Here is a 15,500-nt window from a genome sequence, read left to right as displayed (position 1 = left end):
TGACCTTACAGATCCGTAAGGAAAGATAGTGTAAACAGCGTACCTTTTCCGACTTCACTTTGTACGGAGATAACACCGTTTTGACCCTCAATAATGGACTTGGCAAGGGGAAGCCCCAGCCCGATTCCTTGTGTATCAAGGGAATGTTTGCTGCGATAAAAGCGTTTAAAGATATGGTAAATATCTTCCGGGACTATGCCGTTACCATTATCAGAAATAAAAATCCGAAACATAGCAGGAGTGCGCTCCCATGTAATACGGACAATACCGCCAGCTTGCGTGTGATCCAGTGCATTTTTTACAATGTTTCCAATCGCTTCACCTGTCCATTCCATGTCACAAATAAGCTGCTGTTCACCATCGCCATCTATCTGAATCTGCTTGCTTTCGCTTTTAGCCCTTGTGGTTAGGTCATTGACTGAATGAGCTATCAGCTCGGACACACGGCAACTTTTTTTCTCAAAAATGATGTTTCCCGTATCCAGTCGGGTTATCTTCAACATGGATAAGATTAACTGCTCCATACGCTTTAGAGAAATACCCATCTTCGCCGCAAACTGTTTGACCGTTTCTGCATTTTCTGGCTCACTTTCAATGATCTCCTGATACATAGTGAGGGCTGCCAGAGGCGTTTTGAGCTGGTGAGATATATCGGATATGGTGTCTTTCAAAAACTCTTTTGCTTTACGTTCTGTTTCATTTTTGGATTGGAGCATAGTTGCAAGCTGTTCTATCGAAGAAAACACTTGGTAGATAGCCCCCTCATAATTCTGCGGTAAATGACAAGAGTAATCCCCGTTGATGTAATTTAGCAATATTTTGTCGGCCTGTTGATACAATCGCTTCCTTTTCCAGAAAAAAATAAATATTCCTATGGCAAGCACAAAGAGAAAAAATAGCACAGTGCATAGCATGGTGCAGAAAGCGGAACGCTGAAATTGATTGAAATAAGGCCGCATACTGCTTTCTGACTGTTTTCCCAAACCCGCAGCCGCTAATAATGACCTACCATCGTCACTGATGTCTGTGTTCGTAAAGGCAACTGCAACCACTTCTTTCGGAACACCCTGTTCCAAAAGTGAGGATGAAACCGCTTCATCATGTTTGAGCCATAGGACTTCCGCATCGTTCACCTGATAAATAGTCAAAACGGTTGCTGTACCTACAAACAGCAGAGCAAACAAAGTCAAAAATAGCAGGAACCCTTTAATCTGTCTATCTTGGTACAAACTCATATAGACACCTCTTTCCATTGGTAGCCGAACCCACGAATGGTTATAAGGTGTTCTGGATGGGACGGATTGGTTTCCACTTTTTCACGAAGCCGCCGTACATAGACGGACAGGGTATTATCATCAACAAAATTTCCTGTATCATCCCACAGCTCATTTAGAATGATGTCCCTTGTCACAACGCGATTTGCGTTTCTTACCAGCAGACAAAGCAAACGATATTCGGCGCTTGTCAAATCCAATGCTTTTCCCTTTAAGGTTGCACGGCTACCCAACAGATCAATGGTAATGTCGCCACATTCCATAGAAGTGTTTTTTTCGCTTTTGGAAACTCCGGCCCGACGCAACAGCGCCCGGATGCGGGAACACAATTCCCCCAGTTTGAAAGGCTTGGTGATATAATCGTCCCCACCGCTATCTAATCCACGAATTATGCTGACTTCTTCATCCGATGCAGTCAGGAATATAATCGGTATCTGCTGATTTTCTTTTCTTACTCTTTCGCATACGTCAAATCCTGTTCCATCTGGCAGAGTAACATCCAAAATCAATAAATCGTATCGGTCGAGTTCGGATAAGTATTGTTTTGCTTCACATACTGTACGGGCAACTTCAACATCAAATTCATTCTTTTTCAAAGAGTAGACCAAGCCATCTATTAGACTGACATCATCCTCCAATAGCAATATTCTATTCATGTTTTAATTCCTTTCCTTGTTTTGTCCTTCCGTCAATCGGCTTTTCTGCGTTCTTTGGGATCAGCCAAACACCAGCCATCTTCACAGCGCCGGGAATACGCCCGGCAGCACAATAGTAATTTACTCTACGAGGTGTCACGCCCCATTTTTCGGCGGCCTCTTTTAGTGTCATATAATCCATTCTGCACCTCCATAGAGTATATTATAGTTCTTCGACTCGAACAATACAAGTTTTGGAAGAAAAGAATGTGAAATTAAATAGTCAGTAGCATGAAATACATAATCGTTCAAATAATATCACATGAAATGTAAAATCATATCAGGTGATGTTATGAAGATAGAACGAGATGAAAGACGCTTTGATTTTCACGATATAGGGCTCGCCATCAAGCGGGCAAGAGAAGCCAGCGGCATGACACAGGAGCAACTGGCCTATATTGTTGACCGCGCTCCGCGTACCATTATGTATAACGAAAATGACGGTCAGCATCCAAGCCTCAACACCTTTTATCAGATGGTCACAATGTTTGATATATCGGTGGATCAATACTTTTACCCGTCCCAAAATAGCGGGAGCGAGTGCAGAAAGCGGATTGATGCCATGTTGAACGCCTTGGACGAAAGAGAATTGAAAATCGTTGAAGCTACAATCCAAGCGATGAAAGCATCGAAAGAAACGGAGGAAACGTAAAAGAAAGCGTAACCTCCGTTTTTTTGCGCCATGTTGCGGGTTGCGCGTTTTGGCAAGCAATTCGGGTGTGGCCACACTCCGAAATTTTTGCAGGGCGCAGGGCCCGCAAAAATGCTTGTTGGGGAGCTCCCCAAACCCGCTGTACTTCGGGACAAATTGTCCCAAAGTCCCGGTGCGCTGCACCGTAGTCTGCGGCCCGTCACTATCGTTCCTGTGCCTTATTCTCACGCTCGTCCGTTATGCCGAGCAGATGATCAATGTTCGCTTTTATTGCCACGGCCTCCCGCATTTGCCGCTGGGCATCCCGGTATTCTGCATAAAGCTCTTTCTTTTGTCCCGCCAGCTCACGGCGGGATTTTTTTAGTGCTTCAATCTTAGGGAGCTTTGCGCCGTTCAGTATGGTGTTCATGGTATCCTTTGCCGCCCGGTAAGTGGCAAGCTCCACTTCATGCTGGGCCAGATACTTTTTGCTGTACCGCGCAGCCTTGTACCCATCGAACACCGGGCGGGTCTTGGCATAGTCCACCGTGGCAGCCATCAGCTCCGAGGTTTTGGAAAGGGCCTCCTCCGTTGTGCGGAGCTCGTCAGACAGCTTGTGAAAGTGATCCACAGCAGCCTCGGTGCGGGCCGTCAGCGCCGCATAGTCTGTCAGATGATACTCCTGCAAATACTGGAGCGCGGCAGCCATCTGTTTTAGGTTGTAGACCTTGGCCCATCGTTCATAGGCCGGGCCTTTGCCCTGGGCCATACGCTCTTGAATGTCGATGATAAGATTAACTCGCCGTGGCGGAACCGTGGGCTCCTCTGGTAGTTCAGGGAGCGGACTTTCCCCAGCAATTACCGCCTTGATGTCCTCCGGGTCAAATCCGGCTCCCAGTGTAGAAGCCCGGAGCCGGGTCGGTTTTTCCTGTCCGGGCGCAAGGAATGAGATGACACCGCCGCGCCCCTGTTTTACGGCAAAGCCGGACTCCTCCATGAGACGAAGAAAGTCGGCAAAGTCCGTGGGCTTTTTCTCCAAAGCGGCGAGAACGGCCAGCCGCACCCGCTGCTTGGCAGAGGGCGGCTTTTCCCCGATCCACTGGCCATAGTGAAGAAAGCGGCCCTTGCTGTGCTGGCGCGGATTTTGAATGACAGACAATTCATGTTCGATGCACACGCGGTCAGAGAGCCGCCGCAGGGCAAAGGACGAACCAATAAAATTATGAAATTTCCGGGAGCGGTCAAAGGCCGTTGCATTGAAATAAATGTGATTGTGAATATGGGCCTTGTCGGTATGCGTACAGACGAAGAACTGATACTTTCCCTTTGTCCAGCGCATCGCCGTTTCATAACCGATACGATTTGCTTCTTCCGCCGTAACCTCCCCGGGCAGAAACGCCTGCCGGATCTGAAAGAACAGTGCCCCGCGAGATACGGCCCGGCCTGTCTCTGCAAGGTATTGACTTTTTACCAGAAGAAACTCGGCGGGAGCCGTGTTCGGATCGCAGAGATAGGAAGATACGGCTCCCAGCTTTTCCGGGTTCAGGCCATAGGTGAAACGATCCTCCATCGTTTGAATTGCACTTTTTCCCGCCGCTGTTTTATAAGGGCGGATGTAGGTGGTCGCCGTAAAAATCCCTCCTTCCGGCAAACAGTATTTTTACTTTGGGACACTTTGTCCCGAAGTAGAAAAAGCCGGGGAGCGGTATCAACCACTCCCCGGATGGGTCAGAGCTCTACCAGCGCGGAGAGCTGTTTCAAGAGATCAGACAGCGGCCCCCACAAAGCGGCATAGTCCCGCTGCAAGGCCGCGAGTTCTTCGGGATAAATCGCGCCGTAGGTGTTGGCCTGAATTGCCACTTGGTTCAGATTGTTGGAGCAGCGCCGCTGGAGCGAAACCAGCTCACGAACAGGCGAAAGGTCAACATGAAGCACATACCCACTCAGGGCCATTTTCCGCATATAGGCTCCCATATTACGGATGCCAGCCTCCGCCATACGTTCTTGAATCAAAGCCTGCTCCGCCTCCGACACCATCACATGAAGATGGATCGGACGGCGGCGCTTTTTTGTCATCGCTCCTCACGCTCCCGGCTGCGGCAGGCGCGGGGCGGCTCCTTTACCTTATCCAGCGGCTTTTCCTGTTCGTCTGCCGGAACAGGGTGCGGCAAATGAAATTCACGGTGCAGGCGCAGCACCTCCAGTACAGACAATTCCTGTTCACGTTTCTTTTCCATATACGCACCTTCTTATCTATCGCCACGGTCAGGCTGCCTCCGTTGGGGAGCCGGAGCCTCCGAGCCGCGATCTGCCTCCGCCAACTTTGCCGCATTTTTCATCTGCTCGGCAATCGGACGGGGCCTGTCGGGATTATCAGGCGCAGGACGCAGCTCATAGTCGGATGCCTGTTTTTCCGTTAGCGGGCGGGTATAGGTAAGATAGCCCCAAGCCAAGAACGAGCCATTTTCCACCGGGATGCGCTGATCGTAATTGAAGATTTCATCCGGCTTGTTATAAGGCGGCTTCGGGAATGTCCCGATGTCTACAGGCCGCTGGGTCGAATAATACTTGTAAAGGCCGGGAGCCTCGGTCTGCCTGATCCCGACGTTATAAATACGCTGATAGTCCTGCACCCGGTCTGTGAAATCCTGTTCCATCGCGGTGCGGTCATTTCCATAGTGACCCCATTCATACTGCCGCTGGCCGTCCTTGTCATCATAGCAGGCCCATGTGACATAGCGGGATGGCGCGGTGGGATGTTCGCCCAATGCAAATCCCCGCCCATTTTCCAGCATGACCGCCTTCAAAATGGCGTAGCCTTGATTTTTGTCCATAGTACACCTCCCATCATCGAGACATTTCTTTGTTTTCTCTTTTCACAAACGGCTGGAGCTGATAGGGGCTTGTACCATCCTCGGGCCGCAGAAAGTCTATCCGGGCCGCAGCACGGATGGCGTTCTGGTTAAGCTGCCGCTGCCATGCCCCTTGGCTGGGAGCCCACTTAAAGCCGTTGCTTTTCAGTTCCTGCCGCTGATTGGCATCGGGCTTTTCCTCAAAAATAAGCTGCAAACGATTTTCAGCCTCGTTGATCTTTGCCTCGCCTCCGGGGAATGTCCAGCCTGCAAACTCGGAGCGGCTGCTCAGTTCCTCAATGCGCTGGCGCACACGGCGGATGTTGGCGTTGTTGTTGGAAAGCAGATAGGCGGGGTATGGCTTGCTTTTGTCCAAGTGCCATGACTGCGCCATATCTGCTTTGAGCTTTTCGGCCTGCTCCGGCGTAAGCTCCGGGCAGCCGTCCAGCGTTTTGTGTTTCCGAAAATACGCATTGACCGCCTTCATGGTGGCCTGCAGGGACTCCAGCCCCTCCAGCTTTTTTGTCAGCTTTTCCACGGCCAGATCGTCATCCGCGCTGATCCCACCCATTCCAACAGAGCGGATTTTATCAAGCAGCTTTGAAATCTCCGCATACTCTCCATAGTTGCGATCCCGGGCGGCGTTCTGCTTGTGCTTTTTTGTCACAGGGAAATTGCCGCCCCCGGAGATCAGAATAGAGGGCACCCGGGCATCAATCACATTGCGTTCATTCAGATTTTCCGCAAGTTTCCGGGCATAGCGATCCACCAGAGCGTCAATCTTATCGTGGTACATGGGATCGACACGGGCTTTCTGGCGTTCCGCCGCTGCATACGCTTCATCGACCATTGCCCGGTAGCTCGTCGTAGCGGAGCCCGGCTGATAGTCGGAAAAGCTGTTCATATCCTTTGCCCGCTTTGCGGCTTCTTCATTGATCGGATAATATTTCGGCATAGTACCTCCTTCCACAAAAGCCGGAACTTTGGGACAAATTGTCCCAAAGCCCCGGCAGCTAAAATGTTGACAGCATCTCACGGAAACAGGGCCGGACATAGAAACATACACCTCCCGCAGAAAAGGGCCTTAAAAAGCCTTGTCACAGGCGGGTTTTGGATGTCCTAATTGTCAACACATCAGCCCCGTTTTTTCCGCATATATTCCCGCTGCTGTCTGCGGTGTGCCGCCTTTGCACAGGCCGCCGAACAATAGGTTTGCCGTCCATCAGGAGCCACGGCTCTGCCGCATACCGGGCAAGCCTTGAAATCCGGCCTTGGCCCCTCTGTCAGCAACGCAGCCTCCAGCGCCGGATCAAGGGGCAGAACTGCCTCGCGGAAGTAGCGGCAATAAGCCCCCGTCCAGCATTTCCCAAACATATAGCACTCGCAATCCAGCGGCAGGCAGCCGCAGTCCCGGTCATAGTTGGCACACCATTTTGACACCAGCCTGCGGATTGCCGCTTTTTCTGTCCGGGTCAGTTCTCGGCCCACAGCATCACCTCCCGTTGCCCGGTGGTTTGAGCTGCTCCCGGTAGCAGAACACGCAACCGATCCCGCGCCAGTAAGGGCAGCCGTCACAACGGGAGCCCTTCGGCGGCAGGCTTGGCGGCACACCATTAAAGTAGCTTTTTTCTTTCATAAATTCCTCATAGGGGTTGTTGGTAAATCTCATTCATTATCCTCGCTTTCTGTATCGTCCTCGTCCCAAGGCGGCCCATCGTCCTCGGGATCGTCATAATCAGCCAGTTCCTCACTGTAATCATCTTCGGGTACAGCAGCTTTTTCATGCTTCGGGCGGTAGATTTTGAAGTACCAGCCTGCACCGCCGCCCAGAACAGCCACTGCCAAGATCAGCAGAAGCGTCCCGGCATTACTTTTCTGCTGGGGCTCGGGTTCCGGCTCCTCCGCAGGTTCCGTCACCGGAGCGGGTTCGGGAGCTGTGCCAGCACACTCGGTCATGTTGACCGCGCAGACCTCGCAATCCGTATGGATAGCTCCGGGCGCACATTTTTCTGTGCAGGAGCAGGCCGGAAGTTCTCCGCCAGCGGTCTCCAGTGCCACCAGCAGATCGGCTTCATCCACCATGTTCAAAAAGTAGGTGTGATACTGTTCGCCGTCCTCGTCCACAGGCTTGTCATAATCAATGACAATGTAAAAGGTGTTGCCGCCGCTGGTTTCCACCGTGATGAACTGTTTGTTGGTTGCAGCATCATAGAGCAGATCGCGGGTCACAAGGTTTCCATCCTCCGAAAAGCCCTCGCCCGGGGTAATGGTAGGTGCAGGCTCCGGGGCCGGAGTTTCTTCCACAACAGGCGGTTCCTCATTCCCACTGTCCGAATAGGCGTAGGCCGGAATCGCAAAGCCGCATAAAAGAACGGCGGAGCAAAGCCCCGCCGCCAACATACGAAAGTGTTTCATATTCAGTTTTCCTCCTTTTCTTCTTCGGACTTCGGGACACTTTGTCCCAAAGTACCTCCATCCTTCAGCTTTTCAAACAGTAGCGGGAGCTCCGTAAGGGAAATGCTCATACCACGCACAATGTCCACGATCTCGCTGTTTTCCGCCTCCAGCTTTTTCTGCTCCAGCTCCTTGAGCCGGGCCTGCTGTTCACTGATTTTGGCCTTGACCTTATCAATCTCGGCCTGAATTTTCATGCTTTTGGTAGTTGCCATTTCAAAACCTCCTGTCACGGTAAACGCCCGTAGGCGTAAAAGTGAGATTGCCAGTAGCTTGTATTCAAATTTGCGTAGCCGATGGGATCTCCGCAATGCAGCATTTTTCCATCACCGACATAAATCCCGCAATGGCTCACGCCCGGCGTGTCATAGGTGCCTTTGAAGAACACCAGATCACCGGGTTTGGGAGAACTGGTCGGCGTACAGATGTTATAGAGCCCCTGGGCTCCCAGCCTGCCCACATTCCAGCCGGAGTGATTGATGACCCACGAAACGTACCCCGAGCAATCAAAGGAAGTGGCGGGAGAACTGCCGCCCCACACATAGGGATAGCCGATGTATTTCTGCGCTTCGGCAAGCATCGCGGCAAAGGTTTCATCGTCCAGATATTCTCCGGGCACTTCGTAATCACCGGGTTTCCCGGTAATGTACTTGTTCACATAGGGAGAATCCGGGAACAGATCGGGGCGGTTTCCCAGCGTTGCCATATAGATGGCATACCGGGAAAGCTGATCCCCGCCCATAACGTACACAGGTACATGGGACAAATCAAAATTTTCCAACGTGACCGTACAGATGTAATAATCGTAAGGCACCTGATAGGTGTCCGTATGGGAGTTGCCGTCCTCGTCCGTCCATGTGTCGGTTTCCGTGCGATACCGGGTTTCCACCACCACATCCTCGGTCAAAATGTACTGGCGGTCAAAGAGCATTTGCAGCGTTCCCTGTACCTCGCCTATTGTCCATTGTCCCTCATGGAGCGCACACAAAAGAGAAAGCAGCACATAGGGATCATGTTCGATTTCGTCCAGATCGAAGTGGTATTCGTCATAGTCATGGGTGCTTTCATAGGTGTCCAGATAATGCTGTAAATCATCTTCCAGCGCACAATAGGCGGCTTCGGCGGCCAGCATATCACGATCCTCGCAAGGATAGGTGCTGGCTCCTAATGCACCGGCCCCGGCGTTCCCCAGCATAAGCATGGTAGAGGAACAGGACTGCATAGCAAACAGGAGTAACACACAGAGCACCGCAATCACGGCACCTGCAGGATGACTTTTGACAAATTCCACTGCCCGGGCAGTCAGGCGTTCTGTGGCTGTGGCAGTTTTCCCAGCCGCAGCCGCGCCCTGCTTTGCAGCCTCCTTTGCCTGCTTGCGGTATTGCCTGCGGAGCCGTTGCTTCTGCCAGTAGCGGGTAAGGGCATTTTTCGTCAGCTCCGGGTGCTCCTGTGCGGCGGTGTGAAAATGGTAGTCCGCCGTGTACTTGGTATAGCGGGCCTCGGCCTTGCGTACCACTTTTGCCGGATGTTCCCGGACTTTACGGCGCACAAAGCGAGAGCCGTGCCGCAGCGCGGTTTCTCCCACAAGCTCAGAACGGTGTGCGCCTTCCGTGCCGACATTTTCCTGTTCCACTTCAAAAATCTTGCCATGCACGAAGCTGTGAACGGAACCGCTGGCAACACGGCCTATGCGTTTTACCGGGCCGGGCTTTTTCGGCGGCTTTTGCTTTGCCAGCTTCTCCCGGGCCTGTTCCAGCTTTTCGCCTTGGGACTCCATGCGGAGCTTTGCCGCAGCAGCTTGTTCCTGCTGGCTCTTTTTGCGGAACTTGGACTTCGGGACACTTTGTCCCGAAGTGCCGGAAACCTCAGGCCCGGGCTGCTCCCCGTCAGGGGCGTGGGCGGTCTGCGACCAAGCCTCCTCCTTGGTCTTATTCGTTTTTCGTTTCATTCTTCATATCCTCCGGGCGGGTAGTCAGCAGGTCATAGATTTCTCCGCGAGGGAACCGATCCACAAATGGGATGGTCACATTTCCATAGAACAACAGGCCCTCGCCGGAATTGCTGTGTGTGATATAGGAAAGCTGATGCTCGGAAATGCCGAGCTGTTTTGCCAGAATGGTACGGTCACTCTGCGCCTGCGAAAGCAGAATCATAAAATCCGTGTTGTCCAGAATGTTCTCGATTTCCCGGCTGGCCAAAAGGTCTTTGACGTTCTGCGTCAAAGCAGAGGGCACACATCCTTTTTTACGCAGCATTTTCCAGACTGCCACAAAGTAGCTGGCTGTCAGCGGATCGCGGAGCAGGATATGAAACTCGTCAAAGTAGCACCAAGTCGCCGCACCCTCGTGGAAGTTTTGATCCACCGCCTGCGAAACAAACTCATTTGTGATGTGCATTGCAATCTTTCTAAGATTTTCGCCCATGTTTTTCAGAACGATGCACACCACACGGCTGTCCGTCTTGACGTTGGTAGGATGGTTAAAGAGATTGAGGGAGCCTGTGCAATAAAGCTCTAAGGCAGTTGCCACGCGCCGGGCCTCGGGCTCCGGCTGGCGTAAAAGCTCTTCGTACAAATCCTGCAACAGCGGTGTTTTTGCGGTTTCCAATCCGAGCGCCTGCTCCCGGTACACCAAACGCACACAGCGGTCAATGACCGTCTTTTCAATGGGCTGCAAGCCTTCCTTGCCGCCGACCACCAGCTCGCACAGGGACAAAAGAAAATCCGCCTTCATGGAAAGTGGGCTTTCTCCGGCAGCCATATTGAGCTCTACATCCATCGGATTGAGGTGGTGCGGACTGTCCGGGGCAATCTCGATCACCTGGCCGCCCAGCCTTCGCACCAGCGGCGCATATTCGCCCATCGGGTCAACCACAATGATCCGATCCTGCGGGATGGTGAGAAACACATTCAAGAGCTCGCGCTTTGCGGCAAAGCTCTTGCCGGAGCCCGTAGAGCCCAAATACATCCCGTTTGCCGATTTCAGCTTTTTGCGGTCAGCCATGATGACATTGTGAGAAAGTGCGTTCATGCCATAGTAGAGGGCCTGCCCAGCCATGCGGAGCTCCCTTGTCATAAAAGGAATAAAGATGGCTGTGGAGCTGGTGGTCATACCGCGCTGGATTTCTACCTCGTTGTAACCAAGGGCCAACGAGGAAACAAAGCCCTGTTCCTGTTGCCAGTCCAGACGGCGCAGAGCGCAGTTGTATTTCTGCGCGATACCGCCCACGGTAAACACATCGTTTTCCAGCCGCTGGCGGTTAGGAGCAAGGTTTACCACCGTAAAGGTCAGCAGAAACATTCGCTCATTGCGGGATTGCAAATCAGCCAGAAGCTCCGCTGCGTCCTTGCTGAATGTAATCAGGTCAGGGGGAAGAATATCCGGGTCATAGCCGGAGCGCACAGCCTTTCTCTGTTCCTCCACTTTCATTTTTCCGATGTCCGAGATTTTCCCCTTGATGGTCTTAATTGCCTTGAGCTGATCCACGGTCTGAATGTGCATGGTCACGGTCATTTCCGCATCCAGCTCCAAGATTTCCGCCAACAACTTATCCGAAAGCTCCGATGCCATAATCTGTAAGTAGGACACCGCGCCCCAATACTGGCCGATGCGGAATGTGCGGGACTGGCGGAAGTCGAGACTGTCCGGGGCAATAAAGTCTTTTGTGCCGAGCCCGGTCTGCGGGATGTCTTTCCACGAAAAGCGGAACGCCTTACGGCTCCCCGGGTGCATCTGGCTATGAAGCAGCGCAAGGCGGGCCCGTCCGTCCATCGGCTCCGAGGGAACGCCCAGTCGCTTAAAGTTTCCCATGACATCGGCCTCCACACGCTCCAGACGGGGCCGTGCCTCCGCAATCCCCTCGGCGGGTATGCCAAAGGTGATGTATTTTGAGCGTTCAATGCCGTTATTGCTTTTGGCAATCTGATTTTTCAGCATCCCGGTAAACTCATCCCGGACGCTGTTATAGTTGTCATCCGCTTTCGGGATATTGACTTGATAGCGGCTGCGGGAATGGGAACGACGGTTGATAAAGGAAAGCTGGAACGGCAGCGAACTGTCAAAGTAGTTGAGAAATGAACTCCATCCGCTGAATATGGCAGTCTGATCCTCGGTGGATGCCACGGAGTAATTGATGTCCTCATATTCCACAGTTTTTGTATAGAGCCCACCCGGGAGCTTGCACACACCGTCCGGGTGCATGGACAGATACGGGATTGTCTGTTGGGCAGACAGGGCCGCCCGGCCTTTACCCTTGGCGGCGGCTCCGTTTTTTTTCTTTGTGTTTTTCAATCACATCCTCCTTTCCAGCGCCCGGCCCGGCAAAGGGCGCATAAATGTTTTCGGTTCGGTAGGCCCTGATCCCCGGCCTTAGAAACTTGGCCCGGATGATATTCCGCACCACCTTTTCAAAGGGTAAGCCGTCCTTTTCATACATGGCCAGCAGGAACGCCGGGAGCATAATTCCCAGCATGAGAAACATCGCCCCGGTATTGCCGAGGGTGCCACGGGTTAGCAGATAGGCCGGAATCCCCACTGCGCCCGCGCTGCCGAAGCAGACAAGCTGGCGTTTGGTGAGGTTGAAAGCCATCTTTGTTTTGATTTTGGATAAATCGTTTGGTACGTTTACATAGGGCATAGATCACACTCCTTTCTATACTTCGGGACAATGTGTCCCAAAGTCCGGGATGGTTGGTGTTACTTCATTTCCCCATACAGCCCAGCCGGGCGGGGTCTGCCTGGCAAAGAGCTCCACGCGGGGCAGATCGCCCATCAGGGAAATGATTTTGGCGCGGGCCTCGTCCGGCTTTTTGCTATGGGCTTCAATCGGGGAAATGATGAATTGATGAATGTTGGCAGCCTGCCGCTTTGGATGTCCCTTGGTCGCCAGCAGGCAGATTTCTGCATTGCCCCTTGTCCAGAAGCCAAGGCCGTAAAACCAGCTATCCGCCTTCTTGTTCTTTTTCAGCCAGACGAAAGCAACGCTTTTGTAGGTGAAGCCCCAAGCCTCGATCAGCCGGAGTGCCTCCGGGAGCTGCGGGAAAGTAGCCCATAAAAAGAGTGCGCTGTCCGGGGCTGCAAGATCAGCCACAGGCAACGCACATAAATTCTCAATGCTCATAGTGGGATAATGATTTTCCGCCGCGCCCTGTACTTTCTTAGCCGAGTAGCGCCAAGGGGGATCGGCGTAAATGATAGAATACTGCTGGATAATTACACTCCTTTCTCGCCGGAGCTTTTTACTGCCTGCGCCGCACGGATGCGCTCACTGGCGGCGGCATAAAAGGACGGGGCCGTTTCAAAGCATACAAAGCGGCGTTCTGTGTTGATGGCTGCAATCGCGGTTGTGCCGGAGCCAACGCAAATGTCCGCGACCAGTTCTCCGGGGTGGGTATAGGTGCGGATCAGATACTCGCAGAGCTCCACGGGCTTCTGCGTGGGGTGGATGCCGCCGGACACCGTAGGCACAAAAAGTACATTTCCGGGATAGCGGCGGCCATCGTTGGACTCCGATCCCTGCCGTTCAAATTTCCCATAGTTGGAGCTTGTACCGCTTCGGGAATGAACGCGGGCATAAGGCTTGCCATAAGTAAACTGCGGATTGTAGACCGGGGACTTCTGGTAAAACACTAAGATATTCTCGGACTTTTTCAGTGGAGCCCGGTTTGCATTGAGAAAGCCCGTTCCGCGCTCCTTGTACCAAATCCACTCATAGCGGAGCATGGCGAGGTTGGATGCGCCCAGCACCTTGTCAAAGGGGCACTGTGCGAAAAACAGCACTGCGCCATTCGGCTTGACTGCCCATTTCACCGCCTCCCACAGCTCCGGGAGCGGCAGGGGCACATCCCAATAATTCCGGGTTGTGCCGTAGGGCGGATCAGTCAGCAGCATATCCACGCTATGTTTTGGCAAAGAACGCAAGCCCTCGATGCCGTCCATGAGAAACAAGCCCTCCTTCGGGACACGTTGTCCCAAAGTGCGGCTATCGGTCATTGCGGGCCTCCTTTGCTTTGGCAGGTGCAGGCCGGGCGGCATTTTCTTTTCCAGCTTGTTTCGCGGCCTCGGCCATCTGCTCCTTGATCGGGGCAGGCCGTACCGCCTGGGCCCGTGCAACAAGCTGTTCCACCGCCGCATGATACGCCTCCACACCAGCCGCATTGATCCGTTCCTGTGTGGCTCGGTCAGGAATCCGAACCGTAGCCCGGTATCCCGTCCGGCTGGCAGGATCAGGTTTAGAGGGAGCGCCGAGGAAAATCCCGTTTTTTCCGTCCACAACCTTAAAATCGTCGATGACCACACCGCCAAAGTTGACGCTGGCGAAGCCGATCAGTTTTCCCTGCGGCTCAATCGGGCGGACAGATACCGTGATCGGAACAACCGCCTCCTGCAAGACAGCATCTGTCCGCATTTTTACTGCCTCATCAATGCTAACGCCCTTGACTTCTGCAAGCTCCGCGATGGGAGCATCAAACAGCCAGCGCCGTTCCTCCGCAGCAATCTGCTCCGGGGTCAGCAATACATCGTCTTTCTTACTCAGATAAAATTCCTCCTTTCCGCTTGCCGGAGCAGGCTGGGCGGGGTCGTCCATCAGCTCTTTTCTTTGCAGGACGGCCTCTGTTTCCGCCATAAAGCGGTAAGCGTCTGCCTCAGTAAACTCCTCCGGCGTTTTTCCGTTCCATAAGCGCGTTCCGTCTGCCCCGTATCTTCTCGGCATAAACACCACCTCCTGTTAATGAGCGCCAAAGATACGCTGGGCAATGCTCCCGGTCTTAAAGAGCATGAAGCAAAGCAGAACCGTGTAGCCCACAGTTCCCCAAATCGCCCCAATGGGATCGCCGCCTGTTGCGATGCCTTGAATGAGCACTGCGTAAATTGCAACACATACAAGGATCAGCAGCCCTTGAAAGCCAACGGCAAACAGGGACTTGATGTAGTTTTGCCCGGTGCTGCCAAGCTCCCGGTTGGAAAGCGTAGCAACGGGGATGGGGGCCAGACTGGTCAGCAGATAGATTTCCAGCATCCTGCCATACACCAAAACGAAAATGATAATCCCCATCGCCTTCATCGTAAATCCAATGAGCGCAGACTGTAGCCACAGCCCCAAAAGCGGCCCCAAGTCCATCGCCTCCAGCGAGGTCTCCAGTTCGGCAAGCATATCCGCCGAAACATCGGTAGAGCCTTGAATGAGCCCGCCTGCCTGCGCGATAACGCTCTGCGACACATCGAACACAGCCATGACGATATTGAATGTATTTGACAGGATCAGGATTGCACAGGCCGTTTTGAACATCCATTTATAGAGGTTCGCAACGTCAACCTCGTGCATATTGTTCTTTTCCAAAAGCATCTGTATGAGCTCATAAGTGGCAACAAAGGTCAGCACCATTCCGGCAATCGGCAGGATCACCGTTTCGGAAAGCTGTCGGATCAGGGAGAAAACCCCGGCGTGCCACGCCGCCGGGGTAGTCCCTACCTGTGCCGCAATCTCTCCGACTTGGGTATTGACGGTATCAAAAAGACCTTCGAGGTTTCCCATGATCCCGCCAATCAGAAGCTCTTTGAGCCAGTTTGTGAGCCAGTCGGTGAGAAAATCCATA

The 15,500-nt window shown here is 52.9% G+C and carries 20 protein-coding genes; 1 reads left to right on the top strand and 19 read right to left on the bottom strand.

Annotated features, from left to right (window positions below; all coding sequences use genetic code 11):
• Positions 1 to 5 precede the first annotated feature (5 nt).
• From J3351_RS11655 to J3351_RS11645, 3 genes are read right to left on the bottom strand one after another with little or no spacing between them, the layout of a single operon-like run.
• Positions 6 to 1,235: a sensor histidine kinase KdpD gene (locus J3351_RS11655; RefSeq protein WP_155175846.1), complete on the bottom strand. Its 1,230-nt coding sequence runs from the start codon at positions 1,233 to 1,235 to the stop codon at positions 6 to 8.
• Positions 1,232 to 1,930: a response regulator transcription factor gene (locus tag J3351_RS11650; protein ID WP_012741667.1), complete on the bottom strand. Its 699-nt coding sequence runs from the start codon at positions 1,928 to 1,930 to the stop codon at positions 1,232 to 1,234. Before J3351_RS11650 ends, J3351_RS11655 begins: the two co-directional genes overlap by 4 nt.
• Positions 1,923 to 2,111, bottom strand: a complete 189-nt coding sequence (locus tag J3351_RS11645) for a helix-turn-helix domain-containing protein (RefSeq protein ID WP_015560012.1) — start codon at positions 2,109 to 2,111, stop codon at positions 1,923 to 1,925. Before J3351_RS11645 ends, J3351_RS11650 begins: the two co-directional genes overlap by 8 nt.
• Before the next feature lie 150 nt (positions 2,112 to 2,261).
• Here J3351_RS11645 and J3351_RS11640 point away from each other — a divergent pair, with 150 nt between their 5' ends.
• Positions 2,262 to 2,621 (top strand): helix-turn-helix domain-containing protein, encoded by a 360-nt coding sequence (locus J3351_RS11640; protein WP_014080204.1) that lies wholly within the window; start codon positions 2,262 to 2,264, stop codon positions 2,619 to 2,621.
• 202 nt (positions 2,622 to 2,823) lie between these two features.
• On the opposite strand, the gene J3351_RS11635 is transcribed toward J3351_RS11640, so the two are convergent.
• The 16 genes from J3351_RS11635 to J3351_RS11560 all read right to left on the bottom strand — a co-directional run bounded on the left by J3351_RS11635 (position 2,824) and on the right by J3351_RS11560 (position 15,499).
• On the bottom strand, positions 2,824 to 4,170 hold the full coding sequence (locus J3351_RS11635; RefSeq protein WP_207697793.1) for a relaxase/mobilization nuclease domain-containing protein: 1,347 nt from the start codon (positions 4,168 to 4,170) through the stop codon (positions 2,824 to 2,826).
• A 158-nt stretch (positions 4,171 to 4,328) separates the two neighbouring features.
• Positions 4,329 to 4,676, bottom strand: a complete 348-nt coding sequence (gene mobC, locus J3351_RS11630) for a plasmid mobilization relaxosome protein MobC (RefSeq protein ID WP_003020363.1) — start codon at positions 4,674 to 4,676, stop codon at positions 4,329 to 4,331.
• The gene (locus J3351_RS11625; protein ID WP_014080207.1) at positions 4,673 to 4,837 is read right to left on the bottom strand and encodes a hypothetical protein; all 165 of its coding nucleotides are present in this window, start codon (positions 4,835 to 4,837) and stop codon (positions 4,673 to 4,675) included. The genes mobC and J3351_RS11625 overlap by 4 nt, the downstream gene beginning before the upstream one ends.
• 12 nt (positions 4,838 to 4,849) lie before the next feature.
• On the bottom strand, positions 4,850 to 5,434 hold the full coding sequence (locus J3351_RS11620; RefSeq protein WP_003020359.1) for a hypothetical protein: 585 nt from the start codon (positions 5,432 to 5,434) through the stop codon (positions 4,850 to 4,852).
• A 13-nt stretch (positions 5,435 to 5,447) separates the two neighbouring features.
• Complete coding sequence (locus tag J3351_RS11615; protein ID WP_207697792.1) at positions 5,448 to 6,407, bottom strand: hypothetical protein; 960 nt, start codon at positions 6,405 to 6,407, stop codon at positions 5,448 to 5,450.
• Positions 6,408 to 6,586: 179 nt separating this feature from the next.
• Positions 6,587 to 6,940, bottom strand: a complete 354-nt coding sequence (locus J3351_RS11610) for a cysteine-rich VLP domain-containing protein (protein ID WP_055228207.1) — start codon at positions 6,938 to 6,940, stop codon at positions 6,587 to 6,589.
• A gap of 4 nt (positions 6,941 to 6,944) precedes the next feature.
• Entirely contained in the window at positions 6,945 to 7,121 is a 177-nt protein-coding gene (locus J3351_RS11605) for a hypothetical protein (protein WP_207697791.1), read from the bottom strand.
• Positions 7,118 to 7,867: a DUF4366 domain-containing protein gene (locus J3351_RS11600; protein ID WP_207697790.1), complete on the bottom strand. Its 750-nt coding sequence runs from the start codon at positions 7,865 to 7,867 to the stop codon at positions 7,118 to 7,120. Before J3351_RS11600 ends, J3351_RS11605 begins: the two co-directional genes overlap by 4 nt.
• A 2-nt stretch (positions 7,868 to 7,869) precedes the next feature.
• Positions 7,870 to 8,121: a DUF4315 family protein gene (locus J3351_RS11595; RefSeq protein WP_015563850.1), complete on the bottom strand. Its 252-nt coding sequence runs from the start codon at positions 8,119 to 8,121 to the stop codon at positions 7,870 to 7,872.
• Positions 8,122 to 8,135: 14 nt separating this feature from the next.
• Positions 8,136 to 9,854: a C40 family peptidase gene (locus J3351_RS11590; protein ID WP_207697789.1), complete on the bottom strand. Its 1,719-nt coding sequence runs from the start codon at positions 9,852 to 9,854 to the stop codon at positions 8,136 to 8,138.
• Positions 9,835 to 12,195: a VirB4-like conjugal transfer ATPase, CD1110 family gene (locus J3351_RS11585; protein WP_207697788.1), complete on the bottom strand. Its 2,361-nt coding sequence runs from the start codon at positions 12,193 to 12,195 to the stop codon at positions 9,835 to 9,837. Before J3351_RS11585 ends, J3351_RS11590 begins: the two co-directional genes overlap by 20 nt.
• Positions 12,152 to 12,541, bottom strand: coding sequence for a PrgI family protein (locus tag J3351_RS11580; protein ID WP_097786401.1), 390 nt, complete (start codon positions 12,539 to 12,541; stop codon positions 12,152 to 12,154). Before J3351_RS11580 ends, J3351_RS11585 begins: the two co-directional genes overlap by 44 nt.
• A 15-nt stretch (positions 12,542 to 12,556) precedes the next feature.
• The gene (locus J3351_RS11575; protein WP_374222250.1) at positions 12,557 to 13,114 is read right to left on the bottom strand and encodes an MT-A70 family methyltransferase; all 558 of its coding nucleotides are present in this window, start codon (positions 13,112 to 13,114) and stop codon (positions 12,557 to 12,559) included.
• A 2-nt stretch (positions 13,115 to 13,116) separates the two neighbouring features.
• Positions 13,117 to 13,896, bottom strand: a complete 780-nt coding sequence (locus tag J3351_RS11570; RefSeq protein WP_120041463.1) for a site-specific DNA-methyltransferase — start codon at positions 13,894 to 13,896, stop codon at positions 13,117 to 13,119.
• The gene (locus J3351_RS11565) at positions 13,886 to 14,617 is read right to left on the bottom strand and encodes a septation protein SpoVG family protein (RefSeq protein ID WP_003020333.1); all 732 of its coding nucleotides are present in this window, start codon (positions 14,615 to 14,617) and stop codon (positions 13,886 to 13,888) included. The genes J3351_RS11570 and J3351_RS11565 overlap by 11 nt, the downstream gene beginning before the upstream one ends.
• A 15-nt stretch (positions 14,618 to 14,632) precedes the next feature.
• On the bottom strand, positions 14,633 to 15,499 hold the full coding sequence (locus tag J3351_RS11560) for a VirB6/TrbL-like conjugal transfer protein, CD1112 family (protein ID WP_117612914.1): 867 nt from the start codon (positions 15,497 to 15,499) through the stop codon (positions 14,633 to 14,635).
• Position 15,500 lies beyond the last annotated feature (1 nt).

Origin of the sequence: Faecalibacterium sp. Marseille-Q0746 (genome assembly GCF_017377595.1) — a bacterium.
Classification (GTDB): Bacteria; Bacillota; Clostridia; order Oscillospirales; family Ruminococcaceae; genus Faecalibacterium; species Faecalibacterium duncaniae.
This window is presented reverse-complemented; position numbering and strand designations above follow the sequence as displayed.